A 20,225-nucleotide genomic window follows, 5' to 3' on the forward strand; every position below is an offset into this window, starting at 1 on the left:
GGCGGCGGCCAGCCCGGCCCAGCCCGCGCCGACCACGGCCAGGCGCAGCCCTGCCAGCGGCCCGGCCTGCGCGGCCGGCATCGCGTGCGTGCTGGCCCGTGCTGCTGCCCCTGCCATTGGCCCCGCCCTGCCTGTGCCCGGCGCGCGCGGCTCAGCGCGGCATGCGCCCCAGCGCCTGCACCTGCCAGGCCAGCCAGAGCTTGCGCAGCGGGGTGAGCTGGATGCGCTGGTGCAGCACCTGGAACTGGTCGCGCTCGATCTCGCGCAGCAGGGTGCGGTAGATGTGCGCCATCATCAGCCCGGGCTTTTGGCTGCGCCGGTCCTGCTCGGGCAGCAGCGCCAGCGCCTGGTCGTAGAGGCGGTGCGCGCGCTCGGCCTGAAAGCGCATCAGCGCGGCAAAGCGCTCCGAGTAGCTGCGCTGGGTGATTTCGTGCGCGCGCACCTCGAACTGCTGCAGCTCGGCCACGGGCAGGTAGATGCGCCCGCGCATGGCGTCCTCGCCCACGTCGCGGATGATGTTGGTCAGCTGAAAGGCCAGGCCCAGGGTGTGCGCGTACTGCGTGGTCTGCGCCTGGGTCTGGCCGAAGATGCGCGCGGCGACCTCGCCCACCACGCCGGCCACCAGGTGGCAGTAGCGCTGCAGGCCGACAAAGTCCAGGTAACGGGTTTGCTGCAGGTCCATCTCGCAGCCTTCGATGATGGCCAGCAGGTGCGCAGCCTCGATGCCCCAGTCCTGCGCGGCGGGCATCAGCGCCTGCATGACCGGGTGGCTGGGCCGGCCGGCGTAGGCATTGGCCACTTCGGAGCGCCACCAGGCCAGCTTGCTGGCGGCCACGCCCGCGTCGCTGACTTCATCGACCACGTCGTCCACTTCGCGGCAGAAGGCATAGAACGCCGTGATGGCCGCGCGGCGCGGCGCCGGGAGAAAACGGAACGCGTAGTAAAAGCTGCTGCCCGATGCGGCGGCCTTGTGCGCGACGTACTGCTGTGGACTCATGGGGCGCGATTGTCACACGATGGCTGTGGCGCCAAGGGCTGGCAGGAGCCTGGCAAGGGCCTGGCAAGGGCCTGGCCGCGCCCTTGCCACAGCCGACTGCGCCGGCTTTGAGTGCCGAGGCCGGGATGTGCGCCCGGCAGCGCACCTCCTTTTCTTGTCTCGCCAGGAAAAGGAGGCAAAAGAAGGCGCCCCCCACTGCCTGCGTGCCGGGGCAGCAGGCAGAAAAGGGGGCTCTACTACTCAGCCCGCAGGGGCCAGCAGCAGGCGGTGGATGCGCTGCACGTAGGCGGCCGGGTCGTCTGGCAGGCCGCCTTCGGCCAGCAGGGCCTGGTCGAACAGCACGTGCGCCAGGTCGTCGAAGTCGCCGCCTTCGGCCTGGGCGTCCTGCGCGGCCTGCAGGCGCTGCACCAGCGCGTGGCTGGGGTTGACTTCCAGCACCGGCAGGGTTTCGGGCAGGGCCTGGCCGGCCTGCTTGAGCAGGCGCGCGAACTGGTTGCTGATCTGGCCGTCCTGCACGACCAGGCAGGCGGGCGAATCGACCAGGCGGGTGGTCACGCGCACGTCCTCGGCCTTGCCCTTGAGCACGGCCTTGAGGCGCTCGACCAGGGGCTGGTATTGCTCGGCCGCGGCCTGGGCGGCCTGGCGTTCGGCTTCGTCCTGCAGCTCGCCCAGATCCACCGCGCCTTTGGCGATGGATTGCAGCGGCGTGCCGTCGAACTCGTGCACAAAGCCCATGGCCCATTCATCGACGCGATCGGTCATGAACAGCACTTCGATGCCTTTTTTGCGGAACAGCTCCAGCTGCGGGCTGCTCTTGGCGGCGGCCAGGCTGTCGGCGGTGATGTAGTAGATGGCCTTTTGCCCGTCCTTCATGCGCGCCTTGTAGTCGGCCAGGCCGACGCTGGGGCTGTCGCTGTGGGTCGAGGCGTAGCGCAGCAGGCGGGCGATGCGTTCGCGGTGCGCGAAGTCTTCGCCCAGACCCTCCTTGAGCACGGCGCCAAACTGGGCGTAAAAGCGCGCGTACTTGCCTTCGCCCTGCGGCTGGGCGGCATCGGCGGCCGGGGCGTTCTTATCGACCACGTCGGTCACGTCACCGGCCTGCTCGGCCTGATTTGCCTGATCCGTGGGCTGCGCGGGCGCTGCGGCTGCATCCTCCTCGGCCAGGCTTTCGAGCATGCCCAGCACGCGGCGCGTGTTGCCGTCGCGGATGGCGCGCACGTCGCGGCTTTCCTGCAGGATTTCACGGCTGACGTTCAGCGGCAGATCGGCCGCGTCGATCACGCCGCTGACAAAGCGCAGGTAGGACGGCAGCAGCGCATCGGCCTCGTTCATGATGAAGACGCGCTTGACGTAGAGCTTCAGGCCGGCCTGCTTGTCGCGGTTCCACAGGTCGTGCGGGGCCTTGGCCGGCAGGTACAGCAGCTGGGTGTATTCGGTCGCACCTTCAACCTTGTTGTGGCTCCAGGCCAGCGGCTCCTCGAAGTCGTGGCTGAGGTTTTTGTAGAACTCGATGTACTGCTCGGCGCTGATGTCCTTCTTGGGCCGCGCCCACAGCGCGCTGGCCTGGTTGACGGTCTCCCATTCGCCGGTCTTGACCATGGCGCCGGGCTGGCCTTCCTGCTCGGCCTCCTGCCATTGCTCCTGCTGCATTTGCACGGGCAGGCTGATGTGGTCGGAGTATTTGTTGATGAGCGAGCGCAGCTTCCAGCCGTTGAGGAATTCGCTGGCGCTGTCGCGCAGGTGCAAGGTGATGCTGGCGCCGCGCTGGGCGCGCTCGATGGTCTGGACCTCGAAGTCGCCCGTGCCCTGGCTGCTCCAGCGCACGCCCTCACTGGCGGGCAGGCCGGCGCGGCGCGTTTGCACCACCACCTGCTCGGCCACGATGAAGGCCGAGTAAAAGCCCACGCCAAACTGGCCGATGAGCTGCGCATCGGCCTGCGCATCGCCGCTGAGGCGGCTGGCAAAGTCGCGCGTGCCGCTCTTGGCGATGGTGCCCAGGTTGTCGATAGCCTCCTGCAGGCTCATGCCGATGCCGTTGTCTTCAATGGTCAGGGTCTTGGCCTGCTCATCGAAGTGGATGCGCACACGCAGCTCGGCATCGCCCTCGTACAGCGCGCTGTCGTTCAGGGCCTCGAAGCGCAGCTTGTCGCAGGCATCGGCGGCGTTGGAGATCAGCTCGCGCAGGAAGATCTCGGGGTTCGAGTACAGCGAGTGCGTCACCAGGTGCAGCACCTGGGCCACCTCGGCCTGGAAAGCATGTTTTTTCGTGCTCATGGCGTCACAAGGAATCGATGGGGAAGAAATAGAAAAAAGGGCGGCAGCGCGCAGCGCGCGCCACGACCGTGGCCATCTGAGGCCGCGCGCAGGCTTTTCAAGGCGGGGGCCAGGCCCGTTGGCACCAGGGCCAATTCAAAGACCTTGATGCCAGCACAAGACAATTGTTTGAATTTGTATCGCCATTGCAAGGCTGCGCCACTAGAATGCCCGGCACGAGCATGAGAGCAATCCCGCACCCAAGGAGGAACACCTATGTCAAAAACACCATCGCACCCCCTGGCCCGCTCGGCCGCTGGTCTGTTGCTGGGCGCGCTGCTGTGCGCGGCCTGGAGCCAGCCCGCACTGGCGCGCAAGCCTGCGCGCGCGCCTTCGGACAGCCAGCTGCAGGCCAATGCGCTGCAGCGCTGCGATGCCCACACCGACCCGCGCTTTTGCGAGGCGCGCGTGCGCGGCGGCAATGATGTGCGCATCACCGGCAGCGTACGCGGCGGCGGCCTGTTCCGCGAAAACCTGCTTGGCACGGCCATGGCGCAGCGCGGCAAGCCGGTGCTGATGACCTGGCAGCAGCGCGGCGTGCTGACCACCTACGAGCGCATGCCCGCCCCGCCCAGCAGCCACCACTACACGCGCGATCCGCAGCGCTGGTACAACTGAGCTGAGCGCGGCCGCTCGGCGGCGCGCGCGGCGCAACCGGCCCCTGGCCTGCCTGCACCCTGCACGGCGGCCCGGGGCTTTTGCATGGCCGCCGCGCCGCTATCATGCGCAGCAGCGCGCGCCGGCCGCACGCCCAAACACCCTGTTCTCACACCCGCACTCGCCCATGCACGTTGACGTTGACATCGCCATCGTAGGGGCCGGCCCGGTGGGCCTGGCCTTCGCCCAATCCATGCAGGGCAGCGGCCTGCGCCTGGCCGTGCTCGATCGCCAGCCGCTGACGGCCCTGGCCGAGCCGGCCTTCGATGGCCGCGAGATCGCCCTGACCCACGCCTCGCAGCGCATCCTGCAGGAGCTGGGCGTCTGGCAACGCATCGACCCGGCGCAGGTCAGCGCCCTGCGCGATGCCCAGGTCTTCAACGGCCCATCGCTGTTTGCGCTGCGCATCGACGCGCAGATCGCGGGCGTGGCGCAGCTGGGCTACTTCGTGCCCAACCACCTGATCCGCAAGGCCTTGTTCGAGGCCGTGCAGGCGCGCAGCGATGTGCAACTGATCGGCGGCGTGGGCGTGAGCGGCCTGCGCTGCGGGGCCGAGCGCCAGACGCTGCAGCTCGACGATGGCCGCAGCCTGACGGCGCGCCTGGTGGTGGCCGCCGACAGCCGCTTTTCGCAGACCCGCCGCATGATGGGCATTGCCGCGGCCACGCACGATTTCGCGCGCACCATGATGGTGTGCCGCTTCAGCCACGAGCTGCCGCACCAGCACGTGGCCTGGCAATGGTTCGACCAGGGCCAGACGCTGGCGCTGCTGCCGCTCAACGGCCAGCGCAGCAATGTGGTGCTGACGCTGACGCCCGAGGCCATGCAGGCCGAGCTGGCGCTGGACGATGCGGCCTTCTCGGCCAGCATCACGCGGCGCTTTGCGCACCGCCTGGGCGCGATGCACAAGGAGGGCGAGCCGCACACCTACCCGCTGGTGGGCGTGTACGCGCAGCGCTTTGTCGCGCCGCGCTTTGCGCTGATTGGCGATGCGGCCGTGGGCATGCACCCCATCACCGCGCACGGCTTCAACTTCGGCCTGCAAAGCCAGCAGCGCCTGGCCGAGCAGCTGTGGCTGGCCAAGCGCCGCAACCGCGATCTGGCCGATCAGGAGTTCCTGCAGGCCTACGAGCGCCGCCACCGCACCGCCACCTGGCCGCTGTACCAGGCCACCAATGCCATCGCCCGGCTCTACACCAACGATGCCGCTCCGGCCCAGTGGCTGCGCGGCGGCGCGCTGCGCATGGCCCAGGCCGTGCAACCATTTCGCAAGGCCCTGGCACGGCACCTGACGCAGACCTGAATGGCCTTTTCACAGGTTTGCTGAGTGCCTGTGCGCGGCCCGCAGCGCAGGCCGCCGCCGCTGGCGCATCAGCGCCTTGGCATGTCAGCGCGCCATCACGCGGCGGATGGCAAAGGAGCTGCCATCGACCAGGGCCACCAGCAGCAGCATGGCCAGCAGCACGGTGCCGGTCTCGCGCATGTGAAACAGCCCCAGGTGGTAGCTGAGCATTTGCCCCAGGCCGCCCGCGCCGACGATGCCCAGCACGGCGGCGGCGCGGATGTTGTTCTCCCAGCGGTACAGGGTGTAGGACAGCAGCTGCGGCGCGATCTGCGGCCAGGTCGCCCAGGCAAAGGTTTGCAGCGCGCCCGCGCCGCGCAGGCGCAGGGCCTGCGCCACTTCCGGGGCGGCGCTCTCCAGGCTTTGCGCAAACAACCGCCCGAGCACGCCGCTGGTGTGCAGGGCCAGCGCCAGCGTGCCGGCCATGGGCCCCAGGCCGGCGGCAACGAGCAGCAGCACGGCCCAGATCAGCTCGGGCACGGCGCGCAATAGGTTCAAGATCGCCAGGGCCAGGCCGCGCAGGGCCGTGCGCCCGCCGCGCCAGCCGCGCTGGCCGCGAGCCTGGGCGGGCGCGGCGCTGGCCAGCAGCGCCAGGGCCAGCCCGCCCACTGCGGCCAGGGCCGTGCCCAAGAGGGACATGGCCAGCGTCTCCAGCGCGGCGCGCGCCGTGGCCTGCAAGAAGCCCGGCTCAGTCTCGGGCGGGAAGAAGCCGCGCACAAATTGCCCCATCGCGCCCAGGCCCTGCGCCGAGAACAGGTCGCGCCACTGCAAATCCAGCGTCACAAAGCTGGCCACGACCAGGGCTGCCAGGGCCAGCAGCGCCAGGATCGTCCACAGGCTGCGCCGCGGCCGGGGCGGCAGCGGCAGCTCAGGGCCAGTCTGGCCCGGCGCGGCTGCGTCGTCATGTGGTCTGGATGCAAAGCCCATGCGCCTGCCCCGATTCAAGCCAGCCGCCGCCGCAGCCAGGCGCTCAGGCCGTCGCTGAGCCAGACCAGCCCAATGAACACCAGCAGCGTGGCGCTGACCTCGTTGCCGGCAAACATCTTGGCGGCGCTGTCGAGCAACTGGCCCAGGCCGCCGGCGCCGACAAAGCCCAGCACCACGGACGAGCGCACGGCGCACTCCCAGCGGTAGACGGTGTAGCCGGCCAGCTCCTGCGCGCATTGCGGCAGCGTGCCGCAGAAAAACGCCTGCAGGCGCCCGCAGCCGGCGCGCAGCAGCGCCTGGGTCGGGGCCGGGTCGGCGCTTTCCAGGATTTCCGCATAGACCTTGCCCAGCATGCCGCCGTAGGCAATGGCGATGGCCAGCACGCCGGCCGTAGGCCCCAGCCCGGTCACGCGCACCAACAGCAGGGCGTAGACCAGCTCGGGGATGGAGCGCAGGGCCACCAGCAGCCAGCGCAGCAGCTGGCGCAGCAGCCGCGGCAGCGCGGCCATGCGGCCCGCGCCCTCGCTGGCGCTAATGGACAGGCTGGCGCTGGCCAGCAGCGCCAGCGGCGCGCCGATGAGCCAGGCCAGCGCCAGGCCCGCCGTGGCAATGGCGATGGTGCGCCAGGCCTCCTTGGCCAGCAGCCAGACAAACGCCCAATCGTGGCGCGGCGGCACGAAGCTGGCCAAAAAGCTGGCCGTGGCCTGCAGGCTGTGCGCATCCAGCATCTGCCAGGGCCGAAATTCCGTCAGCCGCAGCACGGGCCAGAGCACGGCCAGCGCCAGCAGCAGCGCAGCCCAGCGCCGCAGCCAGGCCGGGTCGCGCCCGGCATCGGCTGCGACCGAGGATGCGCCACGGGGCGCGGCCTGGGCAGCGCGGGCGGTGGTGTGGGCCTGCTCAGTCATCGCGGGGCCTTGTACTGGCTCAGCCACAGTGCGCAGGGCCGGCCCAGACGGATGCAGGCGAGGGCGCGGCTTGGGCCTGCACATCGACTTGCACGTCGGCCGGGGCATCGTCCAGCGCCGTGCGGCCATAGAGTTGCAGCAGCAGCGCATCGCTCAGGCCGCTGCCTGGGCCATCGTAGGCAATGACCCCGTCCTTGAGGGCCAGCACGCGCGCAAAGCGCCGCGCCGCCTCCACCTGGTGCAGGCTGCACAGCAGCGTATTGCCACGCTGGCGGGCCGTCTGCCGCAGCACCTGCATGACCTGCTGCGCGCGGCTGGGGTCGAGCGCCGAGAGCGGCTCATCGACCAGCCAGCAGCGCGCCTGCGATGCCAGCAGGCGCGCCAGCCCGACGCGCTGGCGCTCGCCGCCGGAGAGCCGATCCACGCGCTGCCAGAGCTTGTCGGGCAGATCCAGCGCCAGCAGCGCCTGCTGCGCCCATTGCGCATCGGCCCGGCGCGGGTGCCACAGCGTGCGCAGGCTGGCGGCCAGCCCCATGTGCGGCAGGCGTCCGGCCAGCACCGCCGTGACCACGCGCTGGCGCGGCGGCAGCGGCGGCACCTGGGGGACATAGAACAGCTCGCGCCGCAGCCGCTGGCGCTGGCTGCGCGGCAGCCGCCAGGGGTCTTGCCCCTGCCAGTGCAGCGCGCCGGCCTGCAGCGGCCAGGCCCCGGCCAACGCCAGCATCAGCGTGCTCTTGCCCGAGCCGCTGGCGCCGATCAGGGCCACCTGCTCGCCAGGCGCAATCTGCAGCTGCAGGCCGCGCAGCAAGGGCTGGGCCGCGCCAGCGGGCGCAATGCTGGCATCGCGCAAGGCCAGGGCCGGGGCCTGCGCCTGCGCTGCTGGTGCCTGCGGGGCGGCGGCGGTGCTCATGGCGGCGGCGCTCATGGCAGTGGCAAGCGGCCTCGCGCGCCGGCTCAGCGCAGCAGGCCGGCGCTTTGCGCCGCGGCGCGGATGCCGTCGTAATTCGCCGCCTCGGTGGGGATGAAGCGCGTGGCGCGCTGCAGCTGCAAGATGGCCTGGCCCGCAGGGTCGGCCGCATCAAGCTTGAGGAAGGCCTGGCGGATTTTTTCCTGCAGCTCGGCCGGCATGTCGGCGTGCACCGTCCAGTTGTAGTCGTGGTAGGCGGGCGTGGTGTAGACGACGCGCACCTGGCTGGCATCGACCCGGCCTTCGGTGACGAACTTCTCCCACACCGAGATGTTCAGCGCCCCGGCATCGACCTTGCCGCTGGCCACGGCGGCGATGGTGGCATCGTGCGCGCCGGAGAAGCTCACGCGCTTGAGATCGGCATCGGGGTTAATGCCCTGCGCCAGCAGGTAGTGGCGCGGCATCAGATGGCCGGAGGTGGAGCTTTGCGAGCCAAAGGCCAGCGTGCGACCCTTGAGATCGGCCAGCGCCTCGATGCCGCTGCCGGCGCGCGTGATGAACACCGAGCGGAACTGCGCATCCTCCTGGCGCTGCACCAGCGGCACGGCCTTGCCCTGCGAGCGCTGCTGCGCCTGCACGAAGGTAAAGCCGCCAAACCAGGCCAGGTCCACCTTGCGATGGGCCAGGGTCTCCACCGCAGCGGCGTAATCGGTCACCGGCGTCCACTGCACCGCCATGCCCAGCTCCTGCTGCAGGTACTGGCCCAGGGGCTCGAACTTGCGCGCCAGCTCGGTGGGCGACTCATCGGGAATGGCCGTCACGCGCAGCACCTGCTGCGCATGCACGCCTGCGGCCGCCAGGCCCAGCACGGCCACCAGGCCCAGGCCACGCGCCCAGCCGCCCAGCGCCCGGCCCATGCGCCGCACCAGGCCAGCGCAGCCTGCGGGGGGGTGAAAAACAGCCCCGGGCGCGGCACACGCGGCTTGGCTTGGCGATTGCTCAGGCATATCCATATCCCTTCAAAAATGACAAGAGCGCGATTGTAGCCATGCCCTTTTTGCGACTTCTAGAGCGGTTTTGATTCTGATAAAGACATTTCCTGCAAGCGCCACTGGTTCTCGTCACACCCGCGAAGGCGGGTGTCCAGTTGCGACGCTGACGGGGGCGACGCTGCCGTTGGCCAATCCCCGCTCGTGCGCAAGGCTGGCGCTGGATGCCCTCCTTCGCGGGCATGACCAGAGTTGCTTGCGAGATGGCGATGCCAGTCGGCGGCCAGGCTTGGATTTGTCAACGTTCGAGAAGAATTCGCTCTAACCGGCTCCGCCCCCTGCCGCCACGCCAAGGCCGCGCCAGGGCCGCCTGCGGGTTTTCGGCATTGGCTTGGCGGCGCGGGCGGCGGCATGCTGGCGGCCTTGCCGTATGAAACCCGCAGAGAAAGCCTGCCCATGCCCTACTACCTCTTGCTCTCGCTGGCCGCCGTGTTCTGGGGCGGCAACTACGTCGTGGGCCGGGTGCTGGTGGCCGGCATCGACCCCATGCTGCTCTCGGCCCTGCGCTGGGCCGGCACGGCGCTGCTGCTCAGCCTGGTGTTCGGGCGGCGCGTGCTGGCCCAGTGGCCGCGCAGCGCCAGCGATTGGGGGCGGCTGGCCTTTCTGGCGGCGCTGGGGCAGATTGCCTTCCCGGTCACGCTGTACCTGGCCTTGCAGACTGTGACCTCCGTGCGCAGCGCCATCTACATGGCGGCCTCGCCCTGCATCGTGATGCTGCTGGGCCGGCTGTTCTTCGGCGATGCACTGCGCCCGCGCGCGCTGCTGGGCATTGCCGTGAGCACGCTGGGCGTGCTGCTGATTCTCTCCAAAGGCCATCTGCCCAGCCTGCTGGCGCAAGGGGCGCTGGCGCGCGGCGACCTGTGGGCCATGGCGGCGGTGCTCAGCTGGGCGGTGTACTGCACCTTCTTGCGCATCCGGCCCAAGGCGCTGTCCAGCGAGAGCTTCGTCACCCTCTCGTCCTGGCTGGGGGCGCTGGCGCTGCTGCCCGCCGCCTGGCCCGCGCTGCTGGCGGCCTGGCAGCCCGGCGGCGGCTGGCCCTGGGGCGCGGCGCAGGCGCTGGGCCTGGCCTATCTGGTGGTCTTCCCCTCCTGGCTGGCCTATGTGTTCTGGAGCCGGGGCGTGGCCGCCGTGGGCGCAGCGCGCGCCGATGTGTTCACGCACCTCATCCCCTTGAGCGGCGGGCTGATGGGCATCGTCTTCCTCAACGAGCCCTTCATGCGCTACCACCTGGCCGCCGCGCTGTGCATCCTGGCCGGGCTTGCACTATGCCAGTGGGACAAGGCAAGGCACACGCCTTGAAAGCCAGCAGGCGGCCAGCGCCGGCAGTGCAGCAGCCCAGCCAAGGGCCGAGCGCAGCGCCGGGGCCGCAGGCAGTGGGGGCACCTTCTTTGGCCGCCTTTTCTTGTCTCGCCGGGCGCACCTCCCGGCCTCGTCACTCAACGCCCGTACAAGCCGCAGCCACCAAGCGCCATCCTTGAGCAGAACGCCAAACCCAAAACCCAAAACACCAAAAGCAAAAGGCCCGCAGGGCTTGCCATGCGGGCCTGTGCAAGCAAGCAGAGCCGACACTCAGTGCGAAACGATGTCGATCATCCCGCCGCCGGCCGCGCCCTGCTCGGCCGCCGCGCTGGCCGTGGCCGGCAATGCGGCGGCTGCAGCCACCTCGTCCTCGGACAGCGGCGCGGGCTGGCGCACCAGGGCGTGCTGCAGCACCTGGTCGAACCATTTGACGGGGATGATCTCCAGGCCGTTCTTCACGTTCTCCGGGATCTCCTGCAGATCCTTGACGTTCTCCTCGGGGATCAGCACCGTCTTGATGCCGCCGCGCAGCGCGGCCAGCAGCTTTTCCTTCAGGCCGCCGATGATGGTGACCTCGCCGCGCAGCGTGATCTCGCCGGTCATGGCCAGGTCGGCGCGCACCGGGATGCCCGTCAGCGCCGAGACGAAGGCCGTGGCCATGGCCGCGCCGGCGCTGGGGCCATCCTTGGGCGTGGCGCCATCGGGCACGTGGATGTGGATGTCCTTTTTCTCGAACACCTGCGGCGCAATGCCCAGCTGCAGCGCGCGGCTGCGCACCACGGTGCGCGCGGCCTCGACCGATTCCTTCATCACGTCGCCCAGCGAGCCGGTGCGCGTGACGTGGCCCTTGCCGGGCATGGTCTGGGCCTCGATGGTCAGCAAGTCGCCGCCGACCTCGGTCCAGGCCAGGCCCACGACCTGGCCGATCTGGTCGTCCTTCTCGGCGCGGCCGTAGGTGAACTTGCGCACGCCCAGGAACTCGGCCAGGTTCTGCGCCGTGACCTGCACGGGCGCTTGCATCTGCTTGAGCTGGATGCCTTTGACGGCCTTGCGGCAGATGCGCGAGATTTCGCGCTCGAGCGAGCGCACGCCGGCCTCGCGCGTGTAGTAGCGCACGATGTCACGGATGGCGGCTTCGCTCACCTCCAACTCACCGGGCTGGATGCCGTTGTTCTTGACCTGCTTGGGCAGCAGGTAGCGCTGGGCGATGTGGAATTTCTCGTCTTCGGTGTAGCCCGAGAGGCGGATGACTTCCATGCGGTCGAGCAGCGCCGGCGGGATGTTCATGCTGTTGGAGGTGGCCACGAACATCACGTCCGAGAGGTCGAAGTCAACCTCGGCGTAGTGGTCGGAGAAGCTGTTGTTCTGCTCCGGGTCGAGCACTTCCAGCAGCGCGCTGGAGGGGTCGCCGCGAAAATCAGCGCCGAGCTTGTCGATCTCGTCGAGCAAAAACAGCGGGTTGCGCGTGCCGACCTTGCTGAGGTTTTGCAGGATCTTGCCGGGCATGGCGCCGATGTAGGTGCGGCGGTGGCCGCGGATTTCCGCCTCGTCGCGCATGCCGCCCAGGGCCATGCGCACGTACTTGCGGCCCGTGGCCTTGGCGATGGACTGGCCCAGCGAGGTCTTGCCCACGCCGGGCGGGCCCACCAGGCAGAGGATGGGCGACTTGACCTTGTCCACGCGCTGCTGCACGGCCAGGTGCTCCAGGATGCGCTCCTTGACCTTCTCCAGCCCGTAGTGGTCCTCGTTGAGGATTTTCTCGGCCAGCTGCAGGTTCTTCTTGATCTTGGTCTTCTTGGACCAGGGCAGGCCGGCGAGCACGTCCAGGTAGTTGCGCACCACCGAGGCCTCGGCCGACATGGGCGACATGAGCTTGAGCTTTTTCAGCTCGGCCTCGGCCTTCTTGCGCGCCTCGGCGCTCATCTTGGCGTCGTCGAGCTTCTTCTCCAGCTCCTCGATGTCGGCGCCGTCCTCGCCCTCGCCCAGCTCCTTCTGGATGGCCTTGACCTGCTCGTTGAGGTAGAAGTCGCGCTGGTTCTTCTCCATCTGGCGCTTGACGCGGCTGCGGATGCGCTTGTCGATCTGCAGGATGTCCACCTCGGCGTTGAGCTGCTGCAGCAGCGCCTCCAGGCGCTGGCCCACGTCCAGGGTTTCAAGCAAGGCCTGCTTGGCCTCGAGCTTGGCCGGCAGGTGCGCCATGATGGTGTCGGCCAGGCGGCTGGCGTCGTCGATGCCGGCGATGGAGGCGGCAATGTCCTGCGGGATTTTCTTGTTGAGCTTGGCGTACTGCTCGAACTGCTGCATCACGGCGCGGCGCAGGGCTTCGAGCTCCTGCTGCGGCGCCTGGGGCGCATCGGCGCGCAGCGCGCTGGCCTGGGCCTCGAAGTGCGACTCGCGCTCGGTCACGCTGTGCAGGCGCACGCGCTCCTGGCCCTCGACCAGCACCTTGACGGTGCCATCGGGCAGCTTGAGCATTTGCACGATGGCTGCGGTGCAGCCGATCTCGAACAAGTCCTCGGCCTTGGGCTCGTCCAGCGAGGCCGATTTCTGCGACACCAGCACGATGCGCCGCTGCTGGCCCATGGCCAGCTCCAGCGCCTTGATGCTCTTGGCCCGGCCGACGAACAGCGGCACCACCATGCCGGGGAACACGACCACATCGCGCAGCGGCAGCAGCGGCAGGGTGTCTTCGCCAGGGGTCTGGTCGTCAACGGACAGGGGTTTGGTTTGGTCGGTCATGGCATTCCTTCACGCAGCCCAAGGGGCAAGTGGGCTGCACATAGGGGCATTGTGGCCTGTTTCAAGCGCCTTGCAGCGCGGCTGGCCGGGGTTGGCTCAGGCCGGGGTTGGCTCAGCCCGGGGTCTGCGCGGCCTCGCAGCGCACCTGCAGCAGCTCGCGCTGCGCCAGGCTGGCGCCGCCAAAGCGCATGGCGCTCAGGCAGCCGCCCCAGACGCAGCCGGTGTCCAGCGCCAGCACGTTGTCGCGGTCCTGCAGGCCCAGCGTGGACCAGTGGCCAAAGGCAATCATGGTGTCGGCGCTGGCGCGCCAGGGCACGTCGAACCAGGGCACGCAGCCCTCGGGCGCGTGGGCGGCGCTTTCGCTGCTGCTGAAATCCATGCGCCCCTCGCGCAGCGTGCAAAAGCGCAGCCGCGTCAGCGCGTTGACGATGGCGCGCAGCCGATCGGCGCCTTGCAGGGCATCGTCCCACACATCGGGGCTGTTGCCGTACATGCTGTGCATGAAGTCGATGCAGCGCGGCTCGTCGCGCAGCACGGCCTCGACCTCGGCGGCCAGCGCCAGCGCCTGCCGGGCCGTCCACTGCGGCAGCACGCCGGCGTGCACCAGCAGCAGCGGCGCATCCAGGCCCTCCACCCAGCGCGCCAGCGGCTGGTGGCGCAGCCAGTGCAGCATGGCCTGGGCATCGGGGGCCTTGAGCACCTGGCCCAGGGTGTCGCGCTTGTTCTTCTTGCGCGCCTTGTAGTGCCGCGCCAGCAGGTGCAGGTCGTGGTTGCCGAGGATGGCCGAGATGGCCCCATCGGCGGCCATGCAGCGGCGCAGCACGGCGGCCGATTCGGGGCCGCGGTTGACCAGATCGCCCAACAGATAAACATGGTCGCGGCTGGGGGAAAAGCCGGCCTGATCCAGCAGCCGCTGCAGGGCGCTGTCGCAGCCCTGGATGTCACCGATGCAATAAATCGCCATGGGCCCGTGTCCTTGCTGATTGGGCAGGTTCTCAAGCCTTCCAGCCGTCCTTGAGGCCGCAGGCGCGGTTGAGCACCAGCTCGGGCGCATCGGCCGGGCTGTGGCGATCGCGCACGAAGTAGCCCAGGCGCTCGAACTGCCAGGGCCGGGGCTCGGCGCCTTCGGCCTGCAAGGCCTGGCGCAGCCCGGCTTCCACATAGCCGTGGGCCACGTGCAGGCTGTGCGGGTTGAGCTCTTCGGCCAGCTCGGCCTGGCCGGGGTGCTCGGCCTGGAACAGGCGCTCGTACAGGCGGAACTCGGCCGCTGCGCCGTCGTGCGCGCCCACCCAGCCGATCACGCCCTTGACCTTGACGCTGTCCGCACCGGGCGTGCCGCTCTTGGTGTCGGGGATGACTTCGGCCAGCACTTTGGTGACGCGGCCATCGGCGTCTTGCTCAAAGCCGGTGCATTGCACGACGTAGCCGTATTTGAGGCGCACTTGGTTGCCTTCCTTGGGCTGGCCGTCGCCGCCGGTGTGCGGCGGGTACAGGCGGCGAAAGCCTTTGCTGGGCACGGCCATGAAGTCTTCGCGCTCGATCCAGCTCTCGCGCCCGAGGGTGAATTGGCGCTGGCCAGCGGCTTCGTCGTGCGGGTTCAGCGGGGCCTGGCAAGGCTCCAGGTGGCCCGCGCCAAAGAGCGCATCCCAGTTGGTGAGTTCGAGCTTGAGCGGATCGAGCACGGCCAGGGCGCGCGGGGCGACGGGGTCGAGCACGTCGCGCAGCGCGCCTTCCAGCGCGGAGTAGTCGATCCAGCCGCCGGCCTTGGAGATGCCCGAGCGCTCGCAAAAGAGTTTGAGCGCCTCGGGCGTGTAGCCGCGCCGGCGCAGCCCGGCCAGGGTGGGCATGCGCGGGTCGTCCCAACCGTCCACATGGCCTTCTTCCACCAACTGGCGCAGGCGGCGCTTGCTGGTGATGACGTGGGTGAGGTTCAGGCGCGCAAATTCGTACTGGCGCGGCGGGGGGCTTTGCAGCAGACCGCCTTCACAGAGGCGCTCAAGCAGCCAGTCGTAGAACGGGCGCTGGTCTTCAAACTCCAGCGTGCAAAAGCTGTGGGTGATTTGCTCCAGCGCATCCTCAATGGGGTGGGCGAAGGTGTACATGGGGTAGATGCACCATTTGTCGCCCGTGTTGTGGTGCGTGGCGCGGCGGATGCGGTAGATGGCCGGGTCGCGCATGTTGATGTTGGGGCTGGCCATGTCGATCTTGGCGCGCAGCACCATGCTGCCGTCCGGGTGCTGGCCATCGCGCATCTCGCGAAAGCGCGCCAGGTTCTCGGCCGGGCTGCGGTCGCGCCAGGGGCTGTTGACGCCAGGCGTGCCGAAGTCGCCCCGGTTGGCGCGCATTTGCTCGGGCGTTTGCTCGTCCACGTAGGCGTGGCCGGCTTCGATCAGGTACTCGGCGGCGCGGTACATGAAGTCGAAATAGTCGCTGGCGAAGTACAGGTGCGGCTGCACCACGCCGGGCTGGCCGGGCACGTCGGCATAGCCCGTGTCGTAGCCCAGCCACCGCACCAGCTCGCGGATGGAGTCAACGTATTCCTGCTCTTCCTTCTCGGGGTTGGTGTCGTCAAAGCGCAGGTGGCACGCGCCGCCGTAGGCCTGCGCCAGCGAGAAGTTCAGCCAGATGCTTTTGGCATGGCCCAGGTGCAAATAGCCGTTGGGCTCGGGCGGAAAGCGCATGCGCACCGGCGCAGGGTCGGCCATGCCCGCCGCATGATGCGCGCCGTCGCCGGGGCTGCCGCCCCAGCGGCGCTGGGCGTAAGTGCCTTGCGCCAGATCGTGCTCGATGGCCTGGCGCAGAAAGTTGCTGGGTTTGGTCTCTGCGCCTTCGCCCTGCACGGGCGCAGCGCTCTCTGGGGTAGTGGATGTGTTCATGGGCGCCGATTGTAGGGACGGCGCCCGCGTTGCCGCGCCTGGCGAGGGGGTGAAATTGCGCGCACGGCCCTTCCGCACAGCCATGCCATGCACGCGCTTGTTCACACCGCAGCGCTGGCATCCGCGCCAGCCGGGCAGCGCTTCTGCCAGATAATTGCCGCTTTGCCATCGAGTGGCGGTTTTTCTTGATGAGGTAAGCCCTGTGCCCGTGAATCTGAACGTTCCCCAGGCCGATGACCTGCTGGCCATTGCCGGCGTGCGCATTGCCGTGACCGAGGCTGGCATCCGCAAGGCGCAGCGCAAGGATTTGACGGCCTTTGTGCTGCACGAGGCCAGCAGCGTGGCCGGTGTGTTCACGCAGAACCGCTACTGCGCCGCGCCGGTGCAGGTCTGCCAGCAGCACCTGGGGGCGGGCCAGCCGATTCGCGCCTTCATCATCAACACCGGCAATGCCAACGCCGGCACGGGCGCGCCCGGCCTGGCGGCGGCGCAGGCCACGGCGGCGGCGGCGGCGCAGCTGCTGGGCGTGGCGCCCGCGCAGGTGCTGCCGTTTTCCACCGGCGTCATCATGGAGCCGCTGCCGCTTTCGCGCATTGAGGCCGCGCTGCCGGCGCTGCTGGAAAAAACCCGCCAGCCCGAGGCCGCCACCCCCGCCACCTGGCTGGAGGCGGCCCAGGGCATCATGACCACCGACACTGTGCCCAAGGCCGCCAGCGCCAAGGCGGTGGTGGGCGGCAAGACCATCCACGTCACCGGCATCAGCAAGGGCGCGGGCATGATCCGCCCGAACATGGCCACCATGCTGGGCTTCATCGCCACCGATGCCGCCATCGCCCCGGCGCTGCTGCAGCCGCTGGCGCGGCAGCTGGCCGATGAGTCGTTCAACCGCATCAGCGTCGATGGCGACACCTCCACCAACGACAGCATGATGCTGGTGGCCACACACCAGGCGGACAACACGCCGGTGCGGACGCTGGACGACGCCGACGGCCAGGCCCTATATGCCGCGCTGCGCAGCGTGGCCCAGCAGCTGGCGCAGGCCATCGTGCGCGATGGCGAGGGCGCCACCAAGTTCATCACCGTGCGCGTGAGCGGCGGCAAGACCCGCGCCGAGTGCGCGCAGGTGGCCTATGCCATTGCCCATTCGCCCCTGGTGAAGACGGCTTTCTTCGCCAGCGACCCGAACCTGGGCCGCATCCTGGCGGCGGTGGGCTACGCCGGCATTGCCGATCTGGATCAAAACCGCATCGCCATGCACCTGGGCGATGTGCACGTGGTGCAGGACGGCGGGCGCCGCGCCGAATACCGCGAGGAGGATGGTCAGCGCGTCATGCAGCAAAGCGACATCACCGTGCACGTGGACCTGGGCCGCGGCCAGGCCGAGGACACGGTCTGGACCTGTGACCTCAGCCACGACTACGTCAGCATCAACGCCGACTACCGCTCATGAACGAACCCATGAACGAACAATTGCTGCACGTGCTGCACAAGGCCGAGCGCCTGCTCGACCGGCTCGACGCCATCTTGCCGCGCCCGCTGCAAGCGCCCGAGGACTGGGGCAGCGCCCTGGCCTGGCGCTACCGCCGTCAGGCCAGCGGCGGCGGCGTGCTCGAAGCCGTGCAGCACCTGGCGCTGATGCGTTTTGACGATCTGTTGGAAGTGGGCAGCCAGAAAGAGCGCCTGCTGGCCAACACGCGCCAGTTCATGGCCGGCCAGCCGGCCAACAACGTCTTGCTCACCGGCGCGCGCGGCACCGGCAAATCCTCGCTGGTGCGCGCCTGCCTGGCGCAATTTGCCCCGCAGGGGCTGCGCCTGGTGGAGGTGGACAAAAGCGATCTGGTCGATCTGCCCGACATCGTGGCCATCCTGGCTGCAGCGCCCTGGCGCTTCATTGTCTATTGCGACGACCTGAGCTTCGACGAAGGCGAGCGCGGCTACAAGGAGCTCAAGTCCATCCTCGATGGCTCCATCGCCGCGGCCACGCCCAATGTGCTGGTCTACGCCACCAGCAACCGCCGCCACCTGCTGCCCGAGACCATGGCCGACAACCTGCACGGCCAGCGCAGCGAGGACGGCGAAATCCACCCCGGCGAGGCCGTGGAGGAAAAAATCTCCCTCTCCGAGCGCTTTGGCCTGTGGCTGAGCTTCTACCCCTTCAGCCAGGACGAATACCTGGCCATTGCCCAGCTGTGGCTGCGCCAGCTGGGCTGCCCGGCCAGACTGCTGCCCGAGGCGCGCCAGCAGGCCTTGGTCTGGGCGCTGGAGCGCGGCTCGCGCAGCGGCCGCGTGGCCTGGCAATTCGCCCGCGACTACGTCGGCCGCCATGGTCTGGCCAAACCCCAGCGCAAAGCCGCCCCGAAAAGCCAAAGCGCCAAAGCTGGGCGCAGCGCCTCAAGCGCCCAAAGCGCGCCGAGCGCCAAGCCGGCCTGGCGCGCCAGCAGCAAAAAGCCACGCTGATGCACAACGACCGCCCAACACACAGCCCTGCGCCCGCGCCCAAACCTGCCGCCCGCGTCGAAGTGGCCGTCGGCATCCTGCTGCAAGGCCAGGGCGCCAACCAACGCTTTCTGCTCGGCACCCGCCCGGCCGGCAAGCCTTACGCCGGATACTGGGAATTTCCGGGCGGCAAGATCGAGCCCGGCGAAAGCGTCGAACAGGCGCTGCGGCGCGAATTCGAGGAAGAACTGGGCATCCAGATCGGCCCGGTGCAAATCTGGCGCACCACCGAGCACGACTACGAGCACGCCCAAGTGCGCCTGCACTGGTGCAAAGTGCGCCAATGGCGCGGCCAATTCCAGATGCGCGAAGGCCAGCAAATCGCCTGGCAATCGCTGCCGCCCAGCGTGGCGCCCATCCTGCCCGGCGCCTACCCGGTGCTCGATGCGCTGGCGCAAGAAGCCAGCTGAACACCCGCAACGCCGCCAAGCACCCGCAAGGCCATGGCCCGCATGCCCACCCCCAAGCCCACGCCAGAGCACGACAGGCCGCCGCGCAGCGCCCCGGCGCGGCTGCGCCCCTGGATGATCTGGCTGGTGTGGATGCTCGTCATCGGCGCCATGTACCTGCTGATGGACAGGCTGCTGGCGCCAGCCCCGGCCGTCCAGATCACAAGCGCCAATGGCAGCGCCGCCCTGCAGTTGCCCCGGCACCGCGATGGCCACTTCTACGTACAAGGCGCCATCAACGGCGCGCCAGTCCAATTCATGGTCGACACCGGCGCCAGCCTGGTCTCGGTCAGCGACGCGCTGGCCGACGCCGCCCGGCTGCACGGCGGGCGCCAGACCACCTTCAGCACCGCCAACGGCACCCGGCCAGGGCGCGTGGTGCGCGCCGCCAGCCTGCGCCTGGGCGACTTCACGCTGAAAAACATCGAAATTGGCACTGGCCTGAACATGGGCCGGGGCGAGCCGGCCCTGCTCGGCCAGAACGTGCTGCGGCATTTCCACGTCACCATGGAGGGCGACACCATGGTGCTGCGCCCGCGTCAGCCGGCACCGTAGCAGCGGGCTTGCGCTGCGGTTTGCGCACAGCAGGCTGGTATGTCACGCCGCTGGCGGCGCCAGCAAAATGCGCTCCACCGCGCTGCGCCGCTCGGCCCGCACGCTGGCCGGAAGGTTTGCGCCCACATTCGACTCGGCCAGGATGTAGCTGTAGAGCATGAAGGCCCTGGCCTGGGCTTCGGGCAGGCTGAACTGCAAGGCCACAAAACACTGGGCGATGTAGGACAGGCGATGCGCATCGACCGCAGCCACCGCCTGGTAGGCCAATTCATCACGCCGCGCCCAGGCGCGAATGGCCAGCTCGATCGAGGCCGCGCGCTTGGCCGATTGGCCGCGTTGGGGCAGTGACAGCAACTCAGCGATCAGCTCCTTGGGCGTAGCCCCTTGGCGCTCGAAACGCACGATGACCTGATGGGTCGAGGCATCGCGCCAACTCTCCAACAAGCGCGCCAGCAAGTCCTCCCGGTCGGTGAAGTGCCAATAAAAACTGCCACGGGTGATGCCCAGGCGCTTGGCCAGCGCATCCACATTCACGGCATCGATGCTTTTCTGCACCAGCAGCTCCATGGCGGCGTCGATCCAGTCCTGGGGCGTGAGCTGGACGCGCGCCGGGCGGGAGGCCTTTTTTTGCGCCTGCTTCTGCGCGCGGGCGGCGGTGCGTGACAAAGGCGGCTGAGAGGATGAGTCGGCGGGTTTGGTGCTGCTGGGCATGAG

The 20,225-nt window shown here is 69.1% G+C and carries 17 protein-coding genes; 7 read left to right on the plus strand and 10 right to left on the minus strand.

What is annotated here, in order from left to right:
* Nucleotides 1-151 precede the first annotated feature (151 nt).
* Nucleotides 152-997 carry a presqualene diphosphate synthase HpnD gene (gene hpnD, locus CK625_RS08920; RefSeq protein ID WP_095539973.1) on the minus strand — a complete coding sequence of 282 codons (846 nt, stop codon included), beginning with the start codon at nucleotides 995-997 and terminating at the stop codon, nucleotides 152-154.
* Nucleotides 998-1,237: 240 nt separating this feature from the next.
* Nucleotides 1,238-3,271, minus strand: coding sequence for a molecular chaperone HtpG (gene htpG, locus CK625_RS08925; protein WP_095539974.1), 2,034 nt, complete (start codon nucleotides 3,269-3,271; stop codon nucleotides 1,238-1,240).
* 255 nt (nucleotides 3,272-3,526) lie between these two features.
* Between htpG and CK625_RS08930 the strand changes: the two genes are divergently transcribed.
* The gene (locus CK625_RS08930; protein WP_143326240.1) at nucleotides 3,527-3,928 is read left to right on the plus strand and encodes a hypothetical protein; all 402 of its coding nucleotides are present in this window, start codon (nucleotides 3,527-3,529) and stop codon (nucleotides 3,926-3,928) included.
* Between the two features lie 166 nt (nucleotides 3,929-4,094).
* Entirely contained in the window at nucleotides 4,095-5,270 is a 1,176-nt protein-coding gene (ubiM, locus tag CK625_RS08935) for a 5-demethoxyubiquinol-8 5-hydroxylase UbiM (RefSeq protein WP_095539976.1), read from the plus strand.
* An 84-nt stretch (nucleotides 5,271-5,354) separates the two neighbouring features.
* Here ubiM and phnE read toward each other — a convergent pair whose 3' ends face one another.
* The 4 genes from phnE to CK625_RS08955 are packed head-to-tail and all read right to left on the minus strand — an operon-like array spanning nucleotide 5,355 to nucleotide 8,965.
* Nucleotides 5,355-6,236 carry a phosphonate ABC transporter, permease protein PhnE gene (gene phnE / locus CK625_RS08940; RefSeq protein WP_095539977.1) on the minus strand — a complete coding sequence of 294 codons (882 nt, stop codon included), beginning with the start codon at nucleotides 6,234-6,236 and terminating at the stop codon, nucleotides 5,355-5,357.
* 14 nt (nucleotides 6,237-6,250) lie between these two features.
* Nucleotides 6,251-7,141 (minus strand): PhnE/PtxC family ABC transporter permease, encoded by an 891-nt coding sequence (locus tag CK625_RS08945; protein WP_095539978.1) that lies wholly within the window; start codon nucleotides 7,139-7,141, stop codon nucleotides 6,251-6,253.
* A 19-nt stretch (nucleotides 7,142-7,160) separates the two neighbouring features.
* On the minus strand, nucleotides 7,161-8,066 hold the full coding sequence (locus CK625_RS08950) for a phosphonate ABC transporter ATP-binding protein (RefSeq protein ID WP_238945598.1): 906 nt from the start codon (nucleotides 8,064-8,066) through the stop codon (nucleotides 7,161-7,163).
* Between the two features lie 29 nt (nucleotides 8,067-8,095).
* Entirely contained in the window at nucleotides 8,096-8,965 is an 870-nt protein-coding gene (locus tag CK625_RS08955; RefSeq protein ID WP_095539979.1) for a putative selenate ABC transporter substrate-binding protein, read from the minus strand.
* Between the two features lie 528 nt (nucleotides 8,966-9,493).
* On the opposite strand from CK625_RS08955, the gene CK625_RS08960 reads away from it, so the two are divergent.
* The gene (locus CK625_RS08960; protein ID WP_095540048.1) at nucleotides 9,494-10,396 is read left to right on the plus strand and encodes a DMT family transporter; all 903 of its coding nucleotides are present in this window, start codon (nucleotides 9,494-9,496) and stop codon (nucleotides 10,394-10,396) included.
* Nucleotides 10,397-10,666: 270 nt separating this feature from the next.
* Here the strand turns inward: CK625_RS08960 and lon are convergent, their stop codons facing one another.
* From lon to CK625_RS08975, 3 genes are all read right to left on the minus strand, one after another.
* Nucleotides 10,667-13,135 carry an endopeptidase La gene (gene lon / locus CK625_RS08965; RefSeq protein WP_095539980.1) on the minus strand — a complete coding sequence of 823 codons (2,469 nt, stop codon included), beginning with the start codon at nucleotides 13,133-13,135 and terminating at the stop codon, nucleotides 10,667-10,669.
* 112 nt (nucleotides 13,136-13,247) lie between these two features.
* The gene (locus CK625_RS08970; RefSeq protein ID WP_095539981.1) at nucleotides 13,248-14,099 is read right to left on the minus strand and encodes a symmetrical bis(5'-nucleosyl)-tetraphosphatase; all 852 of its coding nucleotides are present in this window, start codon (nucleotides 14,097-14,099) and stop codon (nucleotides 13,248-13,250) included.
* 31 nt (nucleotides 14,100-14,130) lie between these two features.
* A complete protein-coding gene (locus CK625_RS08975) occupies nucleotides 14,131-16,011 on the minus strand; it encodes a glutamine--tRNA ligase/YqeY domain fusion protein (RefSeq protein WP_095539982.1) in 1,881 nt (626 codons plus the stop codon).
* Between the two features lie 202 nt (nucleotides 16,012-16,213).
* Between CK625_RS08975 and argJ the strand changes: the two genes are divergently transcribed.
* Genes argJ through CK625_RS08995 form a run of 4 tightly spaced genes read left to right on the plus strand, consistent with a single transcriptional unit; the run spans nucleotide 16,214 to nucleotide 19,511 of the window.
* Nucleotides 16,214-17,461: a bifunctional glutamate N-acetyltransferase/amino-acid acetyltransferase ArgJ gene (gene argJ, locus CK625_RS08980; protein WP_095539983.1), complete on the plus strand. Its 1,248-nt coding sequence runs from the start codon at nucleotides 16,214-16,216 to the stop codon at nucleotides 17,459-17,461.
* 8 nt (nucleotides 17,462-17,469) lie between these two features.
* A complete protein-coding gene (locus tag CK625_RS08985) occupies nucleotides 17,470-18,468 on the plus strand; it encodes an ATP-binding protein (protein WP_095539984.1) in 999 nt (332 codons plus the stop codon).
* Entirely contained in the window at nucleotides 18,468-18,917 is a 450-nt protein-coding gene (locus CK625_RS08990; RefSeq protein WP_095539985.1) for an NUDIX domain-containing protein, read from the plus strand. Before CK625_RS08985 ends, CK625_RS08990 begins: the two co-directional genes overlap by 1 nt.
* Nucleotides 18,918-18,959: 42 nt before the next feature.
* Nucleotides 18,960-19,511: a retropepsin-like aspartic protease family protein gene (locus tag CK625_RS08995; RefSeq protein ID WP_172425127.1), complete on the plus strand. Its 552-nt coding sequence runs from the start codon at nucleotides 18,960-18,962 to the stop codon at nucleotides 19,509-19,511.
* Nucleotides 19,512-19,553: 42 nt separating this feature from the next.
* Here CK625_RS08995 and CK625_RS09000 read toward each other — a convergent pair whose 3' ends face one another.
* Nucleotides 19,554-20,222, minus strand: coding sequence for a TetR/AcrR family transcriptional regulator (locus CK625_RS09000; RefSeq protein WP_095539987.1), 669 nt, complete (start codon nucleotides 20,220-20,222; stop codon nucleotides 19,554-19,556).
* Nucleotides 20,223-20,225 lie beyond the last annotated feature (3 nt).

The sequence above is a fragment of the Vandammella animalimorsus genome (genome assembly GCF_002285265.1).
Taxonomy (GTDB): domain Bacteria; phylum Pseudomonadota; class Gammaproteobacteria; order Burkholderiales; family Burkholderiaceae_C; genus Lampropedia.

What these genes read in the sequence shown, in the direction of transcription:
- hpnD (WP_095539973.1), bottom strand. Translation starts at nt 997, where the DNA reads ATGAGTCCACAGCAGTACGTCGCGCACAAGGCCGCCGCATCGGGCAGC.
- htpG (WP_095539974.1), bottom strand. Translation starts at nt 3,271, where the DNA reads ATGAGCACGAAAAAACATGCTTTCCAGGCCGAGGTGGCCCAGGTGCTG.
- CK625_RS08930 (WP_143326240.1), top strand. Translation starts at nt 3,527, where the DNA reads ATGTCAAAAACACCATCGCACCCCCTGGCCCGCTCGGCCGCTGGTCTG.
- ubiM (WP_095539976.1), top strand. Translation starts at nt 4,095, where the DNA reads ATGCACGTTGACGTTGACATCGCCATCGTAGGGGCCGGCCCGGTGGGC.
- phnE (WP_095539977.1), bottom strand. Translation starts at nt 6,236, where the DNA reads ATGGGCTTTGCATCCAGACCACATGACGACGCAGCCGCGCCGGGCCAG.
- CK625_RS08945 (WP_095539978.1), bottom strand. Translation starts at nt 7,141, where the DNA reads ATGACTGAGCAGGCCCACACCACCGCCCGCGCTGCCCAGGCCGCGCCC.
- CK625_RS08950 (WP_238945598.1), bottom strand. Translation starts at nt 8,066, where the DNA reads ATGAGCGCCGCCGCCATGAGCACCGCCGCCGCCCCGCAGGCACCAGCA.
- CK625_RS08955 (WP_095539979.1), bottom strand. Translation starts at nt 8,965, where the DNA reads ATGGGCCGGGCGCTGGGCGGCTGGGCGCGTGGCCTGGGCCTGGTGGCC.
- CK625_RS08960 (WP_095540048.1), top strand. Translation starts at nt 9,494, where the DNA reads ATGCCCTACTACCTCTTGCTCTCGCTGGCCGCCGTGTTCTGGGGCGGC.
- lon (WP_095539980.1), bottom strand. Translation starts at nt 13,135, where the DNA reads ATGACCGACCAAACCAAACCCCTGTCCGTTGACGACCAGACCCCTGGC.
- CK625_RS08970 (WP_095539981.1), bottom strand. Translation starts at nt 14,099, where the DNA reads ATGGCGATTTATTGCATCGGTGACATCCAGGGCTGCGACAGCGCCCTG.
- CK625_RS08975 (WP_095539982.1), bottom strand. Translation starts at nt 16,011, where the DNA reads ATGAACACATCCACTACCCCAGAGAGCGCTGCGCCCGTGCAGGGCGAA.
- CK625_RS08985 (WP_095539984.1), top strand. Translation starts at nt 17,470, where the DNA reads ATGAACGAACAATTGCTGCACGTGCTGCACAAGGCCGAGCGCCTGCTC.
- CK625_RS08990 (WP_095539985.1), top strand. Translation starts at nt 18,468, where the DNA reads ATGCACAACGACCGCCCAACACACAGCCCTGCGCCCGCGCCCAAACCT.
- CK625_RS08995 (WP_172425127.1), top strand. Translation starts at nt 18,960, where the DNA reads ATGCCCACCCCCAAGCCCACGCCAGAGCACGACAGGCCGCCGCGCAGC.
- CK625_RS09000 (WP_095539987.1), bottom strand. Translation starts at nt 20,222, where the DNA reads ATGCCCAGCAGCACCAAACCCGCCGACTCATCCTCTCAGCCGCCTTTG.